The sequence below is a fragment of the Rahnella sp. 1L-D-7-B-C2 genome, from assembly GCF_057290995.1.
The window spans coordinates 1-20,983 of sequence record NZ_JBXAVQ010000018.1 but is presented as its reverse complement, the minus strand read 5'-3'; the positions used below and the strand labels follow the sequence as shown (position 1 = coordinate 20,983).

18 protein-coding genes and 1 riboswitch are annotated in these 20,983 nt (G+C 54.1%); of the genes, 10 read left to right on the top strand and 8 right to left on the bottom strand.

The annotated features are described in order from the left end of the window. Positions 1-60: 60 nt before the first annotated feature. From argC to argH, 3 genes are all read left to right on the top strand, one after another. Positions 61-1,065 (top strand): N-acetyl-gamma-glutamyl-phosphate reductase, encoded by a 1,005-nt coding sequence (gene argC / locus AC0Z7K_RS20495; protein WP_485615701.1) that lies wholly within the window; start codon positions 61-63, stop codon positions 1,063-1,065. Positions 1,066-1,196: 131 nt separating this feature from the next. Continuing rightward, complete coding sequence (gene argB, locus AC0Z7K_RS20490) at positions 1,197-1,970, top strand: acetylglutamate kinase (protein ID WP_413531219.1); 774 nt, start codon at positions 1,197-1,199, stop codon at positions 1,968-1,970. A gap of 72 nt (positions 1,971-2,042) precedes the next feature. Further along, positions 2,043-3,419, top strand: coding sequence for an argininosuccinate lyase (argH, locus tag AC0Z7K_RS20485; protein ID WP_485615699.1), 1,377 nt, complete (start codon positions 2,043-2,045; stop codon positions 3,417-3,419). 62 nt (positions 3,420-3,481) lie between these two features. Here argH and AC0Z7K_RS20480 read toward each other — a convergent pair whose 3' ends face one another. The 6 genes from AC0Z7K_RS20480 to AC0Z7K_RS20455 all read right to left on the bottom strand — a co-directional run bounded on the left by AC0Z7K_RS20480 (position 3,482) and on the right by AC0Z7K_RS20455 (position 9,709). Continuing rightward, positions 3,482-4,540 carry a M24 family metallopeptidase gene (locus AC0Z7K_RS20480; RefSeq protein WP_485615698.1) on the bottom strand — a complete coding sequence of 353 codons (1,059 nt, stop codon included), beginning with the start codon at positions 4,538-4,540 and terminating at the stop codon, positions 3,482-3,484. A gap of 52 nt (positions 4,541-4,592) precedes the next feature. Next, a complete protein-coding gene (locus tag AC0Z7K_RS20475) occupies positions 4,593-5,834 on the bottom strand; it encodes a PTS fructose transporter subunit IIC (protein ID WP_413531222.1) in 1,242 nt (413 codons plus the stop codon). Between the two features lie 36 nt (positions 5,835-5,870). Then, entirely contained in the window at positions 5,871-6,191 is a 321-nt protein-coding gene (locus AC0Z7K_RS20470) for a PTS fructose transporter subunit IIB (RefSeq protein WP_413531223.1), read from the bottom strand. Between the two features lie 2 nt (positions 6,192-6,193). Further along, complete coding sequence (locus AC0Z7K_RS20465; RefSeq protein ID WP_485615696.1) at positions 6,194-7,582, bottom strand: Sapep family Mn(2+)-dependent dipeptidase; 1,389 nt, start codon at positions 7,580-7,582, stop codon at positions 6,194-6,196. A 113-nt stretch (positions 7,583-7,695) separates the two neighbouring features. Then, positions 7,696-8,742 carry a LacI family DNA-binding transcriptional regulator gene (locus AC0Z7K_RS20460; RefSeq protein WP_485615694.1) on the bottom strand — a complete coding sequence of 349 codons (1,047 nt, stop codon included), beginning with the start codon at positions 8,740-8,742 and terminating at the stop codon, positions 7,696-7,698. A 205-nt stretch (positions 8,743-8,947) separates the two neighbouring features. After that, on the bottom strand, positions 8,948-9,709 hold the full coding sequence (locus tag AC0Z7K_RS20455) for a glutathione peroxidase (protein ID WP_413531226.1): 762 nt from the start codon (positions 9,707-9,709) through the stop codon (positions 8,948-8,950). A gap of 160 nt (positions 9,710-9,869) precedes the next feature. On the opposite strand from AC0Z7K_RS20455, the gene oxyR reads away from it, so the two are divergent. Beyond that, a complete protein-coding gene (oxyR, locus tag AC0Z7K_RS20450; protein WP_112169511.1) occupies positions 9,870-10,793 on the top strand; it encodes a DNA-binding transcriptional regulator OxyR in 924 nt (307 codons plus the stop codon). On the opposite strand, the gene sthA is transcribed toward oxyR, so the two are convergent. Next, positions 10,776-12,176 (bottom strand): Si-specific NAD(P)(+) transhydrogenase, encoded by a 1,401-nt coding sequence (gene sthA, locus AC0Z7K_RS20445; RefSeq protein WP_485615693.1) that lies wholly within the window; start codon positions 12,174-12,176, stop codon positions 10,776-10,778. The genes oxyR and sthA overlap by 18 nt on opposite strands. 212 nt (positions 12,177-12,388) lie before the next feature. Here sthA and fabR point away from each other — a divergent pair, with 212 nt between their 5' ends. The 4 genes from fabR to bglB all read left to right on the top strand — a co-directional run bounded on the left by fabR (position 12,389) and on the right by bglB (position 16,458). After that, a complete protein-coding gene (gene fabR, locus AC0Z7K_RS20440; protein ID WP_413531227.1) occupies positions 12,389-13,066 on the top strand; it encodes an HTH-type transcriptional repressor FabR in 678 nt (225 codons plus the stop codon). Beyond that, a complete protein-coding gene (locus AC0Z7K_RS20435; protein WP_485615692.1) occupies positions 13,041-13,397 on the top strand; it encodes a YijD family membrane protein in 357 nt (118 codons plus the stop codon). Before fabR ends, AC0Z7K_RS20435 begins: the two co-directional genes overlap by 26 nt. Positions 13,398-13,711: 314 nt before the next feature. Then, positions 13,712-15,298 carry an MFS transporter gene (locus AC0Z7K_RS20430; RefSeq protein WP_485615691.1) on the top strand — a complete coding sequence of 529 codons (1,587 nt, stop codon included), beginning with the start codon at positions 13,712-13,714 and terminating at the stop codon, positions 15,296-15,298. Positions 15,299-15,318: 20 nt separating this feature from the next. Continuing rightward, positions 15,319-16,458 (top strand): beta-galactosidase BglB, encoded by a 1,140-nt coding sequence (gene bglB / locus AC0Z7K_RS20425; RefSeq protein ID WP_413531230.1) that lies wholly within the window; start codon positions 15,319-15,321, stop codon positions 16,456-16,458. A 66-nt stretch (positions 16,459-16,524) separates the two neighbouring features. Here bglB and trmA read toward each other — a convergent pair whose 3' ends face one another. Next, a complete protein-coding gene (trmA, locus tag AC0Z7K_RS20420) occupies positions 16,525-17,625 on the bottom strand; it encodes a tRNA (uridine(54)-C5)-methyltransferase TrmA (protein WP_485615690.1) in 1,101 nt (366 codons plus the stop codon). Between the two features lie 179 nt (positions 17,626-17,804). After that, positions 17,805-18,067: riboswitch (cobalamin riboswitch) on the top strand. A 71-nt stretch (positions 18,068-18,138) separates the two neighbouring features. Between trmA and btuB the strand changes: the two genes are divergently transcribed. Together btuB and murI are read left to right on the top strand one after the other, a co-directional pair. Then, the gene (gene btuB / locus AC0Z7K_RS20415; RefSeq protein WP_413531232.1) at positions 18,139-20,004 is read left to right on the top strand and encodes a TonB-dependent vitamin B12 receptor BtuB; all 1,866 of its coding nucleotides are present in this window, start codon (positions 18,139-18,141) and stop codon (positions 20,002-20,004) included. Then, a complete protein-coding gene (murI, locus tag AC0Z7K_RS20410; RefSeq protein ID WP_485615689.1) occupies positions 19,949-20,830 on the top strand; it encodes a glutamate racemase in 882 nt (293 codons plus the stop codon). The genes btuB and murI overlap by 56 nt, the downstream gene beginning before the upstream one ends. The last annotated feature ends 153 nt before the right edge of the window (positions 20,831-20,983 follow it).

The window sequence follows — 20,983 nt, the reverse complement described above, 5'->3', positions numbered from 1 at the left end:
CCTGTTGAAGTCCCTGTATCGCAAAGCCATACAGATAAGTTGAGAAGGTGAACAGATCCTATGTTGAATACGCTGATTGTTGGTGCCACAGGTTATGCCGGAGCTGAACTCGCTGCCTACCTGAATCGCCACCCACATATGAACATAACCGGTTTAACGGTTTCAGCGCAAAGTGCAGATGCAGGAAAATTGCTTTCTGATTTGCATCCTCAATTAAAAGGTATTGTCGATTTGCCTGTTTTGCCGCTGACGGATGTTGCCGAAGCTGCAAAAGGCGTCGATGTCGTGTTTCTGGCGACCGCGCATGAAGTCAGCCACGATTTAGCTCCGCAGTTTCTGGCGGCGGGATGCGTGGTGTTTGACCTGTCCGGTGCCTTCCGCGTCAAAAAACCTGAGTTTTATACCGAATTCTACGGTTTCGAGCACCAGCACCTCGAGCTGCTGGATAAAGCCGTGTACGGCCTCGCCGAATGGCAGGCGGACAAACTGAAAGAGGCGCAGCTCATCGCCGTGCCGGGCTGCTATCCGACCGCGTCGCAGCTGGCGCTCAAACCGCTTATCGAAAGCGGTTTGCTTAATGACAGCCAGTGGCCGGTGATCAATGCCACCAGCGGCGTCAGCGGCGCAGGGCGTAAAGCCACGCTGGGCAACAGCTTCTGCGAAGTCAGCCTGCAACCTTACAAACTGTTCAGCCATCGTCATGAACCTGAAATCGTTGAGCACCTCGGCGTGCCGGTGATTTTCACGCCGCATCTGGGCAACTTCCCGCGCGGAATTCTGGCGACCATCACCTGTCGTCTGAAAGCGGGTGTAACGCAGCAGGAAGTGGCGCAAGCCTTTCATAATGCGTATCACGATAAACCTCTGGTGCGTCTGTACACCAAAGGTGTACCGGCGCTGAAAGACGTGGTCGGGCTGCCGTTCTGCGATATCGGTTTTGCCGTGAAAGGCGAACATCTGATTGTGGTGGCGACGGAAGATAACGTGCTGAAAGGCGCGTCGGCGCAGGCGGTGCAGTGTATGAACATTCGCTTTGGCTTCCCGGAAACGCAATCACTACTTTAATAATCAGTCAGATTGTCAGCAAACAGAAAACAACCGTCCCTGAGCGTTTATTCAGATGCGCAGGGATGTTAGATTAAATTAAACATATTGTTATTCATTAACATAAACAATCGGTCGAGGCGCAAACAGCTATGAATCCGTTAGTCATCAAATTGGGTGGAGTGTTGCTGGATAATGAAGAAGCGCTTGAGCGCCTGTTCATGGCGGTCGTCGCTTATCGTCAGGAATATCAGCGCCCGCTGGTGATCGTTCACGGTGGCGGCTGCCTGGTTGATGAGCTGATGAAAAAGCTGAATCTGCCGGTCGTTAAGAAAGCTGGCCTGCGTGTCACGCCTGCTGACCAGATTGACATCATAACCGGCGCACTGGCCGGAAGCGCCAACAAAACCCTGCTGGCGTGGGCCGTCAAAAATCACATCAACGCGGTCGGCCTGTCACTGGCAGACGGTGGCTCAGTCAGCGTAACGCAACTGAGCGAAGAGCTGGGCAACGTCGGCAAAGCCGAAGCGGGTAACCCGGCGCTGATTAACACCCTGACCGGCGCAGGCTACCTGCCGATCGTCAGCTCTATCGGGATCACGGCAGCCGGTGACTTAATGAACGTCAACGCCGATCAGGCCGCGACAGCTCTGGCCGCCACGCTGGGCGCAGATCTGATTCTGCTCTCCGACGTCAGCGGCATTCTTGACGGCAAAGGTCAGCGCATTCCGCAAATGAGCGCGGAAAGGGCTGAACAGCTGATCGACCAGGGTATTATTACCGACGGCATGATCGTCAAAGTTCACGCCGCGCTGGACGCCGCACGCACTCTCGGACGTCCGGTGGATATCGCCAGCTGGCGTCACGCCGAGCAATTACCGGCACTGTTTAACGGCGTCGCAATCGGAACACGTATTCTGGCGTAACACCTTTCGGCAGACACTTTCTAGGGCGCAGCGTAGTGCGCCCTTTTGCATAAAAATTTCAGGAGCGGGAACATGGCACTTTGGGGCGGACGTTTTACTCAGGCGGCGGATCAGCGGTTTAAAGAACTCAATGACTCACTGCGTTTCGATTACCGGCTGGCAGAGCAAGATATCGTCGGTTCGGTGGCGTGGTCGAAAGCGCTGGTCACCGTTAACGTACTGACGGCTGACGAGCAGATTGAGCTCGAAGGCGCGCTGAACGTCCTGCTCGAAGAAGTCCGTGCGAATCCCCGCGCTATTTTAGCCAGTGATGCAGAAGATATTCACAGCTGGGTCGAAGGCAAACTGATCGACAAAGTCGGTAACCTCGGCAAAAAACTGCACACTGGCCGCAGCCGTAACGATCAGGTCGCGACTGACCTCAAGCTGTGGTGCAAAGCGCAGGTGATTGAACTCGGCGGCGCACTGCATCATCTGCAACAGGCGCTGGTCGCGACTGCAGAAGCCAATCAGGATGCCGTAATGCCGGGTTATACCCATCTGCAACGTGCCCAGCCGGTGACTTTCGCGCACTGGTGTCTGGCGTATGTGGAAATGCTGGCGCGTGACGAAAGCCGCCTGAAAGATACGCTGACCCGTCTGGACGTCAGCCCGCTGGGTTGTGGCGCACTGGCCGGTACGGCGTATCCGATGGATCGTGAACAGCTGGCCGGCTGGTTAGGTTTCGCTTCTGCAACCCGTAACAGCCTCGACAGCGTGTCAGACCGTGACCACGTGCTGGAGTTACTGTCCAACGCGGCCATCAGCATGGTTCACCTTTCGCGTTTCGCCGAAGATCTGATCTTCTTCAACACCGGTGAAGCGGCGTTTATCGATCTGTCTGACCGCGTGACTTCAGGCTCTTCACTGATGCCGCAGAAGAAAAACCCGGATGCGCTGGAGCTTATTCGTGGCAAATGTGGCCGCGTACAGGGCGCACTGACCGGCATGATGATGACCATGAAAGGCCTGCCGCTGGCCTACAACAAAGACATGCAGGAAGATAAAGAAGGGCTGTTCGACGCGCTCGATACCTGGATGGATTGCCTGAATATGGCGGCACTGGTGCTCGATGGTATTCAGGTCAAACGCCCGCGTGCGAAAGAAGCCGCGCAGCAGGGCTACGCTAACTCCACCGAACTGGCGGATTATCTGGTCGCCAAAGGCGTCCCGTTCCGCGAAGCACACCATATTGTGGGTGAAGCGGTGGTGGAAGCGATCAATCAGGGCAAAGCGCTGGAAGCGCTATCGTTGCAGGATTTGCAGAAATTCAGCAGCGTGATTGGCGACGATGTTTACCCGATCCTTGAACTGCAATCCTGCCTCGACAAACGCGCAGCCAAGGGCGGCGTTTCTCCTCAGCAGGTTGCACAGGCGATTGCTGATGCGAAAGCGCGACTCGGGATGTAAATCTTTTCGTTCTCCCCCTGCGAAGGGGGAGATTGAGAGGGGTTTTACAAACGACGGCAGTTCTACAAACAAATGTCTTTCCACGCTCTCGGGCTTTGCGTCAGCACGTCGCTGCCGCTTTCTGTGACCAGAACATCATCCTCAATTCTCACGCCGCCAAGACCCGGAATATAAATTCCCGGCTCGATGGTGATCACCATCCCCGGTTCCAGCGACTGCGTGTTTTGCGGGCTGAGCGCGGGGGCTTCGTGGACATCCAGCCCTAAACCGTGACCAAGATTGTGACTGAAGTAGCCGCCGTATCCGGCTGCCGCGATAATGTCGCGCGCCACGGCGTCGAGCTCCTGACAGCGCATTCCTGGTCTGACGGCGTCACGGGCGGATTGTTGTGCCGTCAACACCGTGTCGTATAACGCTTTCAGCTCAGGGTTGACGTTACCCAGCGCAAATGTCCGGGTCATGTCGGAGCAGTAATGCTGATACACCGCGCCAAAATCAATCGTCACTATTTCTCCTTCCGCCAGCTTTTTATCCGTCGGACGCCCGTGCGGCAACGCGCCGCGTGTGCCGGATACCACCACGGTATCAAACGACGTTTTACTGCCACTGGCCTGACGCACCGCCATTTCGAGATGATCCGCCAGTGCCTTTTCGGTTATACCGGGCTGAATCCGCGGCATCACGGTTCGTAAAGCCTCGTCAGCGATAGCCGCAGCCTGGCGGATTTTCGCGATTTCATCGGGATATTTATGCACGCGCAGAACCGACGCATCCCAGTGTTGCAGCCGTACGCTGCACTGCTTTTCCAGCGTTTGCCATGCCAGATGAGACAACGCGCTGGCATCGGTAAAGAGCGTGCCATGGTCGGAAAGATGCTCTGCCAGCGGATGTTCGGTGGTGAGCGTGATGACGTCTGTGCCGGGGTTATTGAGACGACATTCAGCGCTGTAGCGACCATCGACCAGCATCAGCAGTTTGTCATCGGTGACCAGCACATAGCCGGATGCGCTGTAGAGCTCGGTCAGCGCATATTTGCTGAATCTGTCGGTGAGCAGAATGGCGGGTATTTGGCATTCGGCCATGCGCTGGCGCAGAACGGTAAGACGTTGCTGACGGCTCATGGTTCCTCCCGTGAGCATGTCAGGGCGTGGGTGCGCCCTGAGGAGATGAAGGTCAGGCGACTTCGAGCAGACCTTTTTTGATCAGACGGTTGCGATAGAACACGCAGGTCACGGCGATAAACAGCGAACCGCCAAGCAGACCGATCAGATAAGCCGGAATGTTGGTGATGAGCGGCCATGCCCAGATGGCGGATTCCGGGAACCATTGCACCGCGCCCAGCGAAACCCCGAGCAGTGCGCCGATGATCGCGCCTGTCACGTACACCGGAATCACGAATCCCGGACGTTCCAGCGCGAACGGAATCGATCCTTCTGAAATTCCCATAAAACCGAGGAAAATCGCAGTGCGGCCAATCTGATTGAACTGACGGTCGTACACCCGGCGGCCTACCAGCCATTTGTCGATCACCGTCGAAAGGCCGAGGCCGAACGACGGAATGACCACGGCCAGACAGCGCGCGGTGATCGGCAGCACTTTCTCGGTCGTGAAGCCGAGAGCGACGAATCCTGCGGCTTTGTTTACAGGCCCGCCGAGGTCAAACGCCGTGGCGGCGGCCAGTAACGTGGCGTAGAAATAGGTGCCTGCTGCGCCTGCGGCCTGCAACGCTTCTTTGATAAGCGTATTCAGCCAGCCGCCAATCGGCGTGATGAGAAATACCATCAGAAGCATTGCGACAATCGCGGAGATCAAAGGAATAAAGAAGGTCGTTTTGAACGCCAGCCAGTTGTGCGAAACCTTGATGGCGTTGTTCAGCCAGCGGACGAAATAGCCCACCACGAAAGCAATCACGATTGCGCCGAGGAACCCGGAGGCGACGGGCGCAACCGCTGACCATTCACCGCCGAGAAGCGTGGGAACCGCCACCGGTTTGATCGCCACGTATCCGCCGATAAATCCGGCCGCCAGCGCGGTTTTCCCCCCGATGGAGTTGGCGGTAAATGCGGCGAACATCGGAATAGCGAAGCCAAAAAGTGTGAAACCGAAGCTTTCCATGATGCTGGCGATTTGCAGCATCCAGACAGAACTGCCGCTGTAACGGCCGCTGTTGAGCGCCGCCATGATGGATTCATCCGGCGACATGCCGAGGAAAACATAGGGAATGATTTGCGACAGCGCGCCAATCAGACCGCCCATGATAAGCACGGGGATCATGTAGGAAATGCCGGTCATGATGTGTTTGCTGAATTCTTTCCAGGCATGGCTCTGGCCTTTGCCTGATGCCCCGCCAGAAGGCGGCGGGGCGTCGGATGTCTGACTGTGACCGGTATTAATAACTCTTTTTCTTATCGCCACGGAAAACTCCTTGCGCTTAAAAAAGCAAAAGTGGGATCACTGCGCCTGATCTTCTTCGATCTCGTCGATCAGCCCGCCTGCATTTTTTACGGCGTCTTTCAGCTCGACTTCATACACAGCCAGCCCGTTGAAACGCTCAATGTTTTGCGGCGTGATGCCGGTGGCGTGGATGATCACCGTGGCCTGCGCGATGTCTTCCGCCGTCAGTTCGTTCTGGATGCCATCGGCGCCCTGGGTTTCGATTTTTACGTCATAACCGCGGGCGCGGGCGGCGACTTCAATGGCTTCGGCGGCCATAAAGGTATGAGCCAGACCCATCGGACAGGCGCACAGCGCAATCAGTTTTTTTGCAGACATGTTCAATGACCTCGTTTTTCAGAAGATGCGGCGGGCAGGTTTGCCAGCCGGTAAAGGGCTTCGGCGTAGATGCCGATGGCGCTGATAAAGCGGCATAAGCTGCCGTATTCGTCCGCGCTGTGGGTGTTGCCAGAAGAACCGTCGGGAAATTCGCAGCCATAAATCACTGCGTTTTGCATCGCGCTGGCGTAGCTGCCAGCACCTGTGGTGCGCGACGGATGGTTTTTATCGCCGGTATGACGGGTGTAAATCTCATGCAGCGTGTGTACCAGCGCGCTGTCCGGCGGGTAGAGACTCGGCAGTTTGACCGGTTCAGCCTCAATGCGGCTTGAAGGCCAGTCGCGGTTCCAGTGCGACAGTTTTTCGCTGATGTCTTCTGCGGTCAGGTTTTCGGGATACCGCACGTTCAGCGTCAGCATCATCAGTCCGTTTTCAATGTTCAGGACGGTCGGTACCAGCAGGATCTGCCCGCACTCGCCCGGCGCATCCAGCGCAAAACTCACGCCGCTCTGGCCGGACCTGGCGTCAGTGATCTCGTAAAGTTGCTGCGTCCAGGGTGTATTGAATTGCTGATGCAGCAACTGTGCGGTGGCGGCAATTGGATTGAGGCACATTTCCGGTTTCGAAGAGTGGCCGCCGCGCCCGTAAAGCTGCCAGCGATCAACGTGTCCCGGCTCCGCCAGCAGTGTAAAACCGTCATCCAGCGTCCAGTTGCCGCAGGACAGTGACAGCCCGCGCAGGTGTGCCACATCAGGAATGCTATTTACCACGTCGCCACAGGAAACCTGCAGATCGGATTGTCCGGTGGGTGAGGTCAGCGTTATCAGTAAGGAGCCTTTTTCGCCATAAATCACCGGGAATTTTCCGTCAGGCGTGAAGGCGAAAGCCGGTTGCGGCTGTTTTTCAAAATAACGGCGAATACAGCGAAACCCCGTTTCTTCATTGCCGCCCGCCACCAGCCTGATGCGGCGGCTAAGCGGAAGTTTCAGCTCACGCAGAATATCCAGCGCCAGCCACGCGGCAATCATCGGGCCTTTGTCATCCACCACGCCGCGGCCAATCAGTTTGTCTCCGAGGCGGGAGACCTGATACGGCGGGAAATGCCAGCCTTCGCCGGCAGGTACGACGTCGGCATGACCAAACACATACACGATTTCCTCGCCGCTGCCGTATTCGATATGTACGGCATGATGATCGACATTCAGTGTATTCAACCCGGCGTTATCACCGAGTTGCTGCCACCAGCCGAGTGCGTCGGCGATGCCCCGGCCAAAGGGCGCATCCGGTTGCACCGTCGCGCTGTCGTACGGCGAAGGGATCGCCACCCATTGAGCGAGTAATGTGAGGAATTGATTCGCCCGATCCCGGGCGTGTGCTGCGAAGTCGATCATTGACGTTAATCCTCCGAAAACAATGGTCTTAGCATTGAGGCTGGAGGAAAAAGCGTCAAAAGGCAGGGATCAGAATTGATAAATAAAACGGGTAAATTTTTTCGCCGGTTTTTTTAACCCGCCTTCAACGTAGCGCAAAGCGAGGGGGAAATACCTGTCGGAGCGACCGTGAGGCGCGGATCGTCTGGCAATAACGGATCACCGGCAAGTTGCGCGTGCAGGCATTCTATCGCGCGCGCGGTTAACGCATCGTGGCAGGGGATAATTTGTGGTAGTGACTGTTTCACCAGTTCTTCACACTTACCAAAACCGGCCAGCACAATGCGGCGCGAAAACAGCCGCCATTTAGAGGTTTGTAATCCCTCCGCCAGCGCATAATGTGCGGCCAGCAATACTGTCGGGTTGTCGCACAGGATGGCGGAAATTTTGGGGTTTTGTTTCAGCAACTGCGCGGTGGAGCGAAAACCGTCTTCAAAGGTTGCCGCGCACGGCTGGCTAAGCGATGGCGAAAACGCCACGCCGGATTTACCGAGTGCGAGGGAAAGGCCGCCCAGCCTTTCAGCGCGCACCAGCGAATGGCTTTCACCCCCGAGATACGCAATGTGGCAATGTTGCTGATGAAGGAAGGCTTCCACCGCCTGATGCGCGGCCTGCGCATTATCCGGGTGTACCGTTGTGACCGGCCCCGGGTGATAATGTTCTCCGACGCCGATAAGTGCCACATGACGCGCAATCGCCCGGGCACTCAGAGCTTTCAGCATTTCCGGGCTGGCATTAAGTAATTTTCCGCACACAATGATTCCGCGTACGTCCTGCGCCAGAAGTTGCCCGGCATGTTCCAGAAGTGTCTGGGAGTTTGCGTAGGAAAGTAACAGTGAGAATCCGGCCCCCTGCAATCTCTGTGAAAGATCCGGGAGCAAATCTGTCGCGAACTGACAACCCGGCATCAGCAAAACACCAATCCGTGGAAGGGGCGTGACGGAAGATGACGATGGCGACCGGTAACCGAGCTGGTCGATGGCATGATAAATACGCTCCACGCCTTGCGGCGAGATGCGTCCTTTTCCGCCGAGCACCAGTGAAACCGCCGCGACGGAAACGCCAGCCAGGCGCGCGACATCCTGCTGAGTGATTCTATTGCGCGGTTTTTGCGTCATCATCTTCCTGCCATCAATAATGCATTAACCGCAAAGTGTGGCAGGAGAGGGGCATGAAAAAACAGGCGAGGATCTCAGAACGCGGGATTGATGAAGCAAAAAAAGGCGGACCCAAGGTCCGCCGAAAGTTCACGTAGTCTAACTTTGCTTTTTTGTTGGTAATGCAGGGACTCTTGTCTTACTTCTTACTCTGGGTATTCACTCAGACTTATTGTGCAACTTCGCATACTTCCTGGGTTTCTGAATGCAGGTAAACGTCCAGATCGTCGCTTCCGCCGATGTGGCGTCCACCGATAAAGACCTGCGGCACGGTCGCACGGCCGGTAACGGCGCGCAGGCTGACGGTGGTCGCGTCTTTACCTAATACAATTTCTTCGTACTGAATACCGCGCTCCTGCAGCATCTGTTTGGCTTTAGCACAGAACGGACAGCCCGGTTTAGTGAAAATGGAAACGGACTCCTGCACTTTATATTCTGGTGCCAGGTACTTCAGCATGGTGTCTGCATCAGACACTTCAAACGGGTCGCCCGGCTTGTTTGGCTCTACGAACATTTTCTCGACCACGCCGTTACGCACCAGCATGGAATAACGCCATGAACGCGGACCGAAGCCTAAATCCGCCTTCTCGACCAGCATGTCCATGCCTTTAGTGAACTCACCATTACCGTCCGGAATGAAAGTGATGTTGGCGGCGCTTTGTTCTGCTTTCCACGCATTCATCACGAAGGTGTCATTCACGGAGACGCACAGAATGCTATCTACGCCGTGGCTTTTGAACACCGGAGCCAGCTCGTTGTAACGTGGCAGGTGGCTCGAAGAACAGGTCGGGGTAAATGCACCCGGCAGTGAAAAGACAATCACCGTTTTATTTTTGAACAGCTCATCCGTCGTCAGGTCTACCCATTTGTCGCCCTGACGGGTGTGAAAAGTAACTTGCGGTACGTGTTTCCCTTCCTGGCTTGCAAACATGAATAACCTCTTAATTAATCTATAAAATGAACAATATTTTCGGCGGTGCCGTTTCGATGGGGGGCATTATTAACGATTGTGGTTGATAGATATAATCGTTGGTTGCTATCTTATCTATCGTTAACGGCTATCGCATTGCCTATGAGGGACTGGGGGAAAAATGAACATTCGTGATTTAGAGTATCTGGTGGCACTGGCTGAGTTTCGCCATTTCCGCCGCGCCGCAGATTCATGCCATGTCAGTCAGCCAACGCTGAGCGGGCAAATCCGTAAGCTGGAAGATGAGCTTGGCGTCATGCTGCTCGAAAGAACCAGCCGCAAAGTACTGTTCACCCAGGCCGGTCTGCTGCTGGTGGATCAGGCGCGCACGGTATTGCGCGAAGTAAAAGTGCTCAAAGAAATGGCGAGCCAGCAGGGCGAAGCGATGTCCGGGCCGATGCATATCGGTCTGATCCCAACTGTCGGGCCTTACCTGCTGCCGCAAATTATTCCAACGCTGCACAAAACTTTTCCGAAACTGGAAATGTATCTGCACGAAGCGCAAACCCATCAGCTGCTGGCGCAGCTTGACAGCGGAAAGCTCGATTGTGCCATTCTGGCGCTGGTGAAAGAGAGCGAGGCATTTATCGAAGTGCCGCTGTTTGACGAGCCGATGAAGCTGGCAATTTACGATGACCATCCGTGGGCATCGCGCGATCGTGTGGCGATGGCCGATCTGGCCGGTGAGAAACTGCTGATGCTGGAAGATGGCCACTGTCTGCGCGATCAGGCGCTCGGTTTTTGCTTCCAGGCGGGTGCGGATGAAGATACCCACTTCCGCGCCACCAGTCTTGAAACGCTGCGTAACATGGTGGCGGCAGGGAGCGGGATTACGTTACTGCCATCACTCGCTGTGCCGCGCGAGCGCAGCCGTGATGGTGTGACTTATCTTACCTGTGACAAACCGGAACCGCGCCGTACGATTGCGCTGGTCTATCGTCCCGGTTCGCCACTGCGCGGGCGTTACGAACAGCTTGCCGAAGCCATCAAAGAACATATGCAGGCTTACTGGGATAACGCCGCTGCCTTAAAAAAGGCGGTTTAATCCGTTAAGCGCAGCCACGCGATAGGCTTCGGCCATGGTCGGATAGTTGAAGGTGGTATTGACGAAATACTCGATAGTATTACCTTCACCTTTCTGTTCCATGATCGCCTGCCCGATATGAATGATTTCGGCGGCACGTTCACCGAAACAGTGAATGCCCAGGATTTCCTTGGTTTCGCGATGGAACAGCAATTTCAGGCTGCCCACGTTCATGCCGGCGATTTGTGCGCGAGCCAGATGCTTAAACTGCGCGCGGCCAACTTCGTACGGGACTTTCATCGACGTCAGTTCCTGCTCGGTTTTACCCACCGAACTTATCTCCGGAATGGTGTAAATCCCGGTCGGAATGTTTTCGATTAAGTGGACTTTGGCTTCGCCCTGGATCATCGCCTGTGCGGCAATGCGTCCCTGATCGTAAGCCGCTGAGGCCAGACTTGGGTAACCAATCACATCACCAACAGCATAAATGTGCGACAGTGCGGTCTGATACATGCTGTTTACTTTCAGCAAGCCCCGGCTGTCTGCTTCCAGTCCGATGTTTTCCAGACCCAGTTTATCCGTGTTACCGGTGCGACCATTGGCGTACAGCAGCGCATCAGCTTTCACTTTCTTACCGGATTTCAGGTGCATAACCACACCATCTTCCACACCTTCAATCTTCTCGAACTCTTCGTTATGGCGAATAACTACGCCGTTATTCCAGAAGTGGTACGAAAGCGCGTCTGACATTTCCTGATCAAGGAAAGACAACAGCCGGTCGCGGGTGTTGATTAAGTCCACTTTGACGTTCAGACCACGGAAGATCGACGCATATTCGCAGCCGATCACGCCCGCACCGTAAATAATCACGTGGCGCGGTTCATGGCTGAGTTCAAGGATTAAATCGCTGTCATAAATGCGCGGGTGACCAAAATCGACGTTGGCCGGGCGGTAAGGGCGCGATCCACAGGCGATGACGATGTTATCCGCGGTGATCTGCTCATGCGTGCCGTCGGCGTAGCGGATGCTGATGGTATTGGCATCGACAAAACTGGCGTCGCCGGAAAACAGCTGGCACTGGTTTCTTTCGTAAAAACCCTGGCGCATGCGGGTTTGCTGATTTATGACCGAATCCGCATGACGCAGGATATCGGGAAAGCTGGAGCTCATGGTGCGCGAGTTATCGCTGTAGAGCGGATTTTGGTTAAATTCGATGATTCGGCTGACGGCATGACGCAGTGCTTTGGAAGGGATGGTGCCCCAATGTGTACAACCGCCACCGACGTTGTTATAGCGTTCGATGACAGCAACTCTGGCGCCTTGTTTAACCAGTCCCATCGCGGCGCCTTCTCCGCCAGGGCCTGAACCAATGATGATGGCATCAAAATGTGAGTGCTGTTGCATTGTTCGAAACCTATTTTTATACAAAATCACAACGAGAAAGTAACATATTACACCTATTTACCCCGCATGCAGTTGTCATTTAATGGGAATGTCGCAACATTCAGACCCATTTTATGCTGCTGTTTCTATGACTCGGACCGATAAAAATTTTGGTATAGTGAAACCATGTCGGGCTAACAACTAAAAAGAAGAACACTATCCGGATGAAGGTTATGGGAGTCAGAGCACAACAAAAAGAGCGTACGCGTCGCACGCTGATTGAGGCGGCTTTCAGCCAGCTCAGCGCTGAGCGCAGTTTCGCCAGTCTGAGTTTGCGTGAGGTCTCGCGCGAAGCAGGCATTGCGCCGACGTCCTTTTACCGGCACTTCCGTGATGTGGATGAGCTCGGTCTGACGATGGTAGATGAAAGTGGTCTGATGCTGCGCCAGCTAATGCGTCAGGCGCGCCAGCGAATTGCCAAAGGCGGCAGCGTCATCCGCACCTCGGTCTCGACGTTTATGGAATTCATCGGCAATAACCCCAACGCATTCCGGCTGTTGCTGCGCGAACGCTCCGGGACGTCTTCGGCGTTTCGTGCCGCTGTCGCCCGTGAAATTCAGCATTTTATTGCGGAACTTGCCGACTATCTGCAACTCGAAAACCATATGCCGCGCAGTTTTACTGAAGCGCAGGCGGAAGCCATGGTAATCATCGTGTTTAACGCCGGGGCGGAAGCGCTGGATGTTGACCTCGCGCAGCGCCGTCAGCTCGAAGAGCGTCTGGTACTGCAACTGCGGATGATTTCTAAAGGCGCGTATTACTGGTACCGCCGTCAGCAGGAACGCACGGCGGTGACACCCATTAATAAGAACCGAGGTAAAGAAGATGATCGAACAAGCGAACCAGGATAATGGCACTCTGGTTTTGTCTTTAATTGCCGGGCTGTCGATCAGCGGCACATTTGATGCGTTATTCAGCTCTGTCGTCGCGTTTTCGATATTCCCGATTATTGCTCTGGTGTTAGCGGTGTACTGTTTGCACGTTCGCTACCACAAAGGCGAAATGCCCCAAGGATTACCGGGCATGGCCGCGGCCTGTTTCCTGCTGGGTCTGCTGTTGTACAGTACGATTGTCCGCGCTGAGTATCCTGAATTAGGCTCGAATTTCTTACCGTCGCTTATCTGCGTGGCGCTGGTATTCTGGATTGGTATAAAACTGAAAAAGCGCAAATCGTCTACGTAACGCGTTTTCTGTTTCATGTTTTTTGAAGGCAATCTGCGGATTGCCTTTTTTATGCGCCCTCGCTCGACTTATTCCCTCCGCTAAGCATTTCCACTCCCATTTAATGAACTGTCATTTCATTAATATCAAACCCATGTTCATTATTTAGATGTAGATCGCCCACTTCTTTATTTCTTTGCCATAAAGTGCATCCGGGTGGCAAAAACCAAAAGGTTTTCATGTCGGCTCCTCGCTAATTTGAATCATGGCCGGACGACGCATTTTCGTTCGCATTCAGCCTACGCCTAAAGGTGATTAACAGGGGCAACACGGCAATGAAAACACGTAAGATAGGATTCTTCACTTATATCGCTTATGGCTCCGGGGATTTCCTCGGTGCAGGCACGACCGCGTTGACTGCGGCCTGGTTGTTGTATTTCTACACGACGTTCTGCGGGCTTTCGCCCATTCAGGCTACGTTCATTTTCGCGACCGCACGCGTCGCCGATGCGGTGCTCAGCCCGCTGATGGGGTATCTCACCGATAACTTCGGCAATACATGGCTCGGCAAGCGCTTTGGCCGCCGTAAGTTCTTTATTCTGCTGGGTATTCCCTGCGTCTTCAGTTACAGCTTTATGTGGGTGGGCGAAATGGGATACGTCTATTACCTGCTGACATATCTGCTGTTCGATATCGTCTACACCATGATTTTGGTGCCGTATGAAACACTGGTCCCGGAAATGACCGATGATTTCAAACAGAAAACCAAATTCTCAGGTGCGCGCATCGCGCTGGCGCAGTTGTCAGCGATTCTGGCAGCGTTCCTGCCAGGCATTCTGTTACAGCATTTCGGCAAAGATAACGCCATCTCCTTCTTCTATTCGAGCCTGGTCTTCGCGGTGATTTGTTCACTGGTGCTGACGCTGGTGTATTTCTTCACCTGGGAACGGCCGGAAGAGCTGAAATCGGAAGCAACTAAGAAAATTGAACGTGAGCGCCAGCAACTGACGCTCGCGCAAAGTCTGAAGCGTCTGAAAGTGGAATTGTCTTCGACGCTGCGCATCAAGATTTTCCGTCAGCATCTCGGCTTGTATCTGGGGGGCTACATTGCACAGGACGTCTTCAACGCGGTATTCACTTATTACGTTGTCTTCGTGCTGATGCAAAGCGCCTCCGTGGCTTCAAACCTGATGGGAATGATGGCGATCCTGCAATTTGTCGCGGTTATCGGGATGATCCCGCTGTGTATCCGCTTCGGACCTGCACCGTCTTACCGGCTGGCGGTGACGCTGTTCGGGTTGGCCGCTCTTTCGTACGGCGGTCTGTATTACGCCGGTATGAATGACTCTATGTCACTGTTGTTGCTCATTTCTGCGCTGGCCGGTCTGGGACGCGGCGGGATCAACTATGTGCCGTGGAATATCTACACCTATATCGCTGACGTTGATGAAACCATCACCGGTCAGCGCCGCGAAGGGATTTTTGCCGGCGTGATGACGCTGACCCGCAAAGCTTCACAGGCCGGTGCCGTGATGCTGGTGGGGATTATCCTGCAACTCGCCGGGTTTGTTTCCGGCCAAAGCCAGCAGGTACCTGCGGTCGGTCATACCATTCTGGGCGTTCTGGTGGTCGGTTCGCTGCTGATGCTCAGCATGGGCTTTATCATCTCGCTGTTCTTCCGCCTCAATCAGAGAACGCACGGCGTGCTGACCCGCGAAACGCACAGAATGCGCGAAGCTAACCGCATCGTGCCGGAACAAATCACGCCGGAAGATCGCGCGACTGTCGAAATGCTGACAGGGATGAAATACGAATCTCTGTGGGGCAATAACAATATCGGTTATCTGCATCGCAATAACCCGCCACCTGAAAAGCTGACCCGAGAAAATACCGCCGAAGTGCCGGTCCAGGGACGTTTGTAATCCATTTACAGGAGAACGTTATGAAAGTATTTGAAGTTAAACACAGTGCCTTGCTGCGGCAGCCGGAGCATTTCATCTCACGCAACGAACTGAAGGCGCTGATTCACAATGTGACCGACAATCTGGTGAATATCGAAGATAAAACCGGTGAGTTCCTGTTGCGGCTGGACGATGGCCGCGTCATCGACACCAAGGGCTGGGCGGGCTGGGAATGGACGCACGGTATCGGGCTCTACGGTATCTATCAGTATTATCAGCAGACCGGCGATGAAAAAATGCGTGCGGTGATCGATGACTGGTTTACCGCACGCCTGACGGAAGGCACGCCAACCAAAAACGTTAATACTATGAGTCCGTTCCTGACGCTGGCGTATCGCTATGAGGAAACGGGGAATGAAGAGTGGCGCCCTTACCTTGAGCGTTGGGCCGAATGGGTGATGTACGAAATGCCGCGCACGGATAAAGGCGCGATGCAGCACATTGTTTATAACAATGAAAACCATCAGCAGATGTGGGACGACACGCTGATGATGAGCGTCCTGCCGCTGGCAAAAATTGGTAAACTGCTGGATCGCCCTGAATTTATCGAAGAAGCGACGTATCAGTTTCTGGTCCACGTGCAATATCTGATGGATCGCCAGACCGGCCTGTGGTTCCACGGCTGGACGTTCGACGGTCACCACAACTTTGCACAGGCACGCTGGGCGCGGGGCAACAGCTGGCTGACGATCGCCATTCCTGAATTCCTTGAACTGGTCGATTTGCCGGAGAATAACGCGACCCGCCGTTATTTATTGCAGGTACTGGAAAGCCAGGTCAGCGCGCTGGCGAAATGTCAGGACGACAGCGGCTTATGGCATACGCTGCTTGATGACCCGCACTCTTATCTTGAAAGCTCGGCCACGGCGGGTTTTGCGTACGGTATTCTAAAAGCGGTGCGGAAGCGTTATATCGATGCGTCTTATGCGCCGGTGGCGGAAAAAGCCATTCAGGGCGTGATTAAGCATATCAATCCGGCAGGTGAACTGACGCAAACGTCGTTCGGTACAGCGATGGGTTCAGACCTCGAGTTTTACCGCCAGATTGCACTGACGTCGATGCCTTACGGGCAGGCAATGGCGATTCTGTGTTTGTCTGAATATCTGCGCGTGTACTTATAATTATTTTACGGCAGGAAAAAGAACGGGCACGCTGAAGTGCCCGTTTATTCTTTTAGTTTTCGCCGATCAGATCTTTTCCAGCAGAACACCGGATTCCATATGGTGGGTATACGGGAACTGGTCGAACAACGCGAGGCGCGTGACTCGGTGCGTCTGGCTCAGCGTTTCCAGATTCGCGCACAGCGTTTCCGGGTTACACGAGATATATAAAATACGGTCATAGCCTTGCACCATTTTCACGGTTTCATCATCCAGCCCGCTGCGCGGTGGATCGACAAAAATCGTATTACATTCATATCCGCTTAAATCCACATCCTGCAGACGACGGAATTCACGTACACCGTTCAGTGCCTGCGTGAAATCTTCAGCCGCCATTCGGATGATTTGCACGTTATCGATATGGTTCGCCGCAATGTTGAACTGCGCTGCCGCCACTGACGGTTTGGCAATTTCTGTTGCCAGCACCCGGCGGAAGTTGCGCGCCAGCGCCAGAGAGAAATTGCCGTTGCCGCAGTAAAGTTCCAGCAAATCGCCGGTCGAGTTTTGCGTGGCATTCAGCGCCCACTCCAGCATCTGAATATTCATCTCGGCGTTTGGCTGCGTGAAGCTGTTTTCCACCTGGCGGTAAATCATGTCGCGGCCTGCAACCGGCAGGACTTCATCAATATAATCCTGATCGAGCATGATTTTGGTTTTGGCTGCGCGGCCAATTAGCTGGATATCAAACCCGTCTGCGCGCAGTTGGTCACGGAGAACTGTGGCGGCCTGCTGCCATTCTTCATCAAGCTTACGGTGGTACAGCAAAGAGGCGATGATTTTACCGCTGCGGGTCGAAAGATAGTCGATCTGGAAGATCTTACGGCGCAGTGCCGGATCTTGCTTCACCGCGGCGATCAGCACAGGCATTAGACGGTTAATCAGCTCGCTGCCAGCCGGGAACTGGTCCACACGCACGCGGGCTTTGGTCTGCTGATCAAACATAATATGGTACAGGTCGCCCTCATCGTGCCAGACGCGAAATTCGGCACGCATACGATAATGGCTGACCGGAGAACGGAAAACGTCAGGCTGCGGCGCATTAAAAGGTGACATCATCGCCGTGAGACGTGCGGTCTTTTCCGCCAGCTGGTCGTCGTACTGTTCAATGGGCAGGTTTTCAGGCGTCATCGGTTATCTCGTCTAACTGGGGGTAAATGGACAAACTTTTGGGGGATTCTAGGGAATCACACTGCAAAGTCCAGCTTTCCCCGTCGTCCTGAACGTTATAACGACGTTTGCTGCCTTGTTCTAACGTCAATGACTTTGGGGAAATATGGGCAGTCATTACGGATGTCTGGATTTCCAAATGGGTTGATCGTAGGATTGCCGCTCGGCCTCGTGACTGAGTTAAAAGGGAATCCGGTGTGAATCCGGAACTGGCGCGCAGCGGTATGGGGAAATCACGGCGATCGCATTCTTTATAATGCAGACACTGTTTCTTCTTTCTATATAGATAAGAAAGAGGGAATGGGAAGTCATCGCCCGGTGTGGGTTATCTTAATTACTTCTCTTGTAATCAATAAGCCTGCAAATCCTAAGTCCGAAGACCTGCCGATGTTACGTCGCATTAATCATCGTCGTCGCGAAATACCGTCGGTGATCCTCTGCGGCATCCGCCAATTAAGTTTGGATGCTCGATTCATGACAATTAAAAAGCACGTGCTGTTGACGGCATTATCCGTCACGGCTTTTTCAGGGTGGGCGCAAGACAGTACTTCCACAGACAACAGCAGCGATAATCTGGTCGTCACGGCTAACCGTTTTCCACAGCCGGTGTCTTCCGTTCTGGCACCGACCGATGTGGTGACGCGTGATGATATCGACAGATGGCAGTCAAAATCTGTCGCCGATGTATTACGTCGTTTACCGGGTGTCGATATTGCTCAAAATGGCGGACTGGGCCAGCAGACGTCTTTATTCGTTCGCGGCACCAATTCCAGCCACACGTTAGTTTTAATCGACGGTGTGCGTCTTAATCAGGCTGGTATTTCCGGCGCGGCGGATATCAGCCAGATCCCACTTTCACTGGTTCAGCGTATCGAATTTATTCGCGGACCGCGCTCTGCGGTTTATGGCTCGGATGCGATCGGTGGCGTTGTTAACATTATCACCACGCGTGATAAAGATGGCACGACGCTTGGCGCAGGCGTGGGTTCCCACGGTTACCAGAACTATAACGGCTCCACACAGCAAAAGCTGGGCGAAAACACGACGCTGACGGCGGCCGGAGACTACACCTATACCAGAGGCATCGACGTTGTTGCGGATGGCAATACCGGCGGCGTACCTCAGCCTGACCGCGATGGCTTCATGAGCAAGACGCTGTATCTGGCGTTGCAACACCAGTTCAATCAGGAAATCAGCGGCTTTGCCCGTGCGTACGGCTACGACAACCGTACCGCTTATGACGCCTATTCTTCGCCGGGCAGTGCGCTTATCGATACCCGTCAGCTCTACAGCCGCACGTATGACACCGGTTTGCGTTACGAAAATGGTATCTACGCCACGCAGCTCATCGGCAGCTACAGTCACGTTAAAGACTATAACTACGACCCGAAATACGGCCCGTACGACTCTTCGGCCTCGCTGGATGACTCCGATCAGTACAACGTGCAATGGGGCAACACATTCCAGATCTGGAAAGGCGAAGTCAGCGCGGGCCTCGACTGGCAGAAGTTGACCACGGAGCCGGGTACTAACTATCTTGCCGACGGCTATGACCAGCACAACACCGGTGTCTATCTGACGACTCAGCAGAAAATCAGTGATGTAACGCTCGAAGGTGCGGTACGCAGCGACGATAACTCTCAGTTCGGTCAGCACACTACCTGGCAGAGCAGCGCGGCATGGGAATTCATCGATGGATATCGTCTGATTGGTTCTTACGGTACGGCCTATAAATCTCCGAACCTGGGGCAGCTTTATAGTGGCTTTGGCGGCAATCCGGACCTTAAGCCTGAAGAGAGCAAGCAGTGGGAAGGGGGACTGGAAGGTCTGACCGGTCCGCTGGACTGGCGCTTGTCGGTGTATCGTAACGACATCGACCAGATGATCGCTTATGACAATTCAACCTTCGGTTATTACAACATCGGCAAGGCGACCATCAAAGGCGTTGAATGGACCGGCTCATTCGATACCGGCCCGTTGCAGCACCAGATTACGCTTGAATATCTCGACCCACGAAATGCCGAGACCAACGAAATTCTGGCGCGTCGGGCCAAACAGCAGGTGAAATACCAGATTGACTGGAATGTGGCGGACGTTGACTGGTCCATCAATTACCAATATTTGGGACAACGTTACGACACCGATTACGGATCGTATCCTTCTCAGACTGTTAAGCTTGGCGGCGTAAGCTTATGGGATCTCGCTGCATCATATCCCGTAACCTCACATCTGACTGTTCGTGGTAGAATTGCCAACTTGTTTGATAAAGATTACGAGACGGCTTATGGCTATGCCACACCAGGACGTGAGTTCTACCTTACTGGAAGCTATACCTTCTGATACAACCCAGGTTCCTGACCGCCCGACGGTGCTGGTTTTCGATTCCGGCGTCGGTGGGTTGTCAGTTTATCAAGAGGTCCGGCAGATGTTGCCGGACCTGCACTATATCTATGCCTTCGATAATGTCGCTTTTCCTTACGGCGAGAAATCTGAAGAGTTCATCGTCGAACGCGTGGTCGAGATTGTCAGCGCCGTCGCGAAACGCCATCCCCTCTTTATTATCGTCATTGCCTGTAACACGGCCAGCACCGTCTCACTTCCTGCATTGCGCGCAAAATTCAGCTGCCCGGTGGTTGGCGTTGTACCTGCGATCAAACCTGCTGCGAAATTGACGCGTAATGGCGTTGTGGGATTACTGGCAACGCGCGCAACAGTTCAACGTCCTTATACGCATGATCTGGTGGCGCGGTTTGCGACGGATTGTCAGATTCTGATGCTGGGCTCGGCGGAGCTGGTTGAGTTGGCAGAAGCGAAACTGCATGGTGAAGAGGTCTCACTGGCGGCACTGAAGAAAATCCTCCATCCGTGGCTGCGTTTGCGCGAACCGCCGGACACAGTAGTATTGGGTTGCACACATTTTCCGTTGCTTTCCGAAGAGCTCGCGCAGGTTTTGCCCGATGGCACACGTATGATCGACTCCGGCTCTGCCATTGCCCGCCGTGCACATTGGTTAATTGAGACCTCTCACGTGCCTATTCCACAGAAAAATGCAGGCGTGCAAATAGAGAGTGTCGCCTATTGCATGGCGATGACCGCAGAGGCCCAAAGTTTACTGCCTGTTTTACAGTCATATGGCTTCAGAAGTATCCAGGAATTGCCGCTTTAAACGGCATTTGGTGAAAGAATCAGCGGTCGGAAAATTATTTGTATTTTAGGGGTTGCGGCCTTCTGAGAACTCCCTATAATGCGCCTCCACTGACCGGGAACAACGACTGAGAAGTCGCTCGGACAGGAAGAGAAAAAGATGAAAGTTCGAATG

Excerpts from the sequence above, each read along its gene's own strand:
- argC (WP_485615701.1), top strand. The coding sequence starts at position 61 with ATGTTGAATACGCTGATTGTTGGTGCCACAGGTTATGCCGGAGCTGAA.
- argB (WP_413531219.1), top strand. The coding sequence starts at position 1,197 with ATGAATCCGTTAGTCATCAAATTGGGTGGAGTGTTGCTGGATAATGAA.
- argH (WP_485615699.1), top strand. The coding sequence starts at position 2,043 with ATGGCACTTTGGGGCGGACGTTTTACTCAGGCGGCGGATCAGCGGTTT.
- AC0Z7K_RS20480 (WP_485615698.1), bottom strand. The coding sequence starts at position 4,540 with ATGAGCCGTCAGCAACGTCTTACCGTTCTGCGCCAGCGCATGGCCGAA.
- AC0Z7K_RS20470 (WP_413531223.1), bottom strand. The coding sequence starts at position 6,191 with ATGTCTGCAAAAAAACTGATTGCGCTGTGCGCCTGTCCGATGGGTCTG.
- AC0Z7K_RS20465 (WP_485615696.1), bottom strand. The coding sequence starts at position 7,582 with ATGATCGACTTCGCAGCACACGCCCGGGATCGGGCGAATCAATTCCTC.
- AC0Z7K_RS20460 (WP_485615694.1), bottom strand. The coding sequence starts at position 8,742 with ATGATGACGCAAAAACCGCGCAATAGAATCACTCAGCAGGATGTCGCG.
- AC0Z7K_RS20455 (WP_413531226.1), bottom strand. The coding sequence starts at position 9,709 with ATGTTTGCAAGCCAGGAAGGGAAACACGTACCGCAAGTTACTTTTCAC.
- oxyR (WP_112169511.1), top strand. The coding sequence starts at position 9,870 with ATGAACATTCGTGATTTAGAGTATCTGGTGGCACTGGCTGAGTTTCGC.
- sthA (WP_485615693.1), bottom strand. The coding sequence starts at position 12,176 with ATGCAACAGCACTCACATTTTGATGCCATCATCATTGGTTCAGGCCCT.
- fabR (WP_413531227.1), top strand. The coding sequence starts at position 12,389 with ATGGGAGTCAGAGCACAACAAAAAGAGCGTACGCGTCGCACGCTGATT.
- AC0Z7K_RS20435 (WP_485615692.1), top strand. The coding sequence starts at position 13,041 with ATGATCGAACAAGCGAACCAGGATAATGGCACTCTGGTTTTGTCTTTA.
- AC0Z7K_RS20430 (WP_485615691.1), top strand. The coding sequence starts at position 13,712 with ATGAAAACACGTAAGATAGGATTCTTCACTTATATCGCTTATGGCTCC.
- bglB (WP_413531230.1), top strand. The coding sequence starts at position 15,319 with ATGAAAGTATTTGAAGTTAAACACAGTGCCTTGCTGCGGCAGCCGGAG.
- trmA (WP_485615690.1), bottom strand. The coding sequence starts at position 17,625 with ATGACGCCTGAAAACCTGCCCATTGAACAGTACGACGACCAGCTGGCG.
- btuB (WP_413531232.1), top strand. The coding sequence starts at position 18,139 with ATGACAATTAAAAAGCACGTGCTGTTGACGGCATTATCCGTCACGGCT.
- murI (WP_485615689.1), top strand. The coding sequence starts at position 19,949 with ATGGCTATGCCACACCAGGACGTGAGTTCTACCTTACTGGAAGCTATA.